At 64.7% G+C, this 470-nt stretch carries 1 protein-coding gene; it reads left to right on the forward strand.

What is annotated here, in order from left to right; genetic code table 11:
• Nucleotides 1-234 precede the first annotated feature (234 nt).
• Nucleotides 235-441, forward strand: coding sequence for a hypothetical protein (locus AC1DNF_RS35800; protein WP_478153685.1), 207 nt, complete (start codon nt 235-237; stop codon nt 439-441).
• Nucleotides 442-470: the final 29 nt, after the last annotated feature.

The raw sequence follows: 470 nt of genomic DNA on the forward strand, positions 1-470 counted from the left end.
CACTCTGACGAAGGCGAGCCCGGCGCTGACGAGAACGCGGCCGGCTTCGTGAAGCCGAGGCTCTGACCCCGCTGCTAGCCAGGCAATGGCGCAGTGACGACGGGCGGCAAGAATTCTTCCGCGCTGCCCCCTGCAGCGGGCGAGAGGCGCGAGATCACACGGCCAGAGCGSACCCTCCGCCGTCGCTGAAGCGGCATTCCTTCACAMTGCGGACCCSACTGCCGGAGGCACCACATGGCGGACACGAGCTTTGAACACCATGGTCACCAGGTCACGATCAACGTCTGGCAGGCCGAWGCGCGTTGGMGTTGGTCGTACCAGATCGATGATCGAAACCCGGTCGAGAACTGTGAATCGGGCGCGCGGTCCGAGGAGCAAGCGCTGATCGAGGCACGGCACGAATCCATCGCCGCGATCAAGAAGCTGGACGCAAGGCCGTAGTTCGGAAAGGAGCATAGTGCCTCCTGCCC

The organism is Variovorax sp. 01T432 (genome assembly GCF_056398605.1).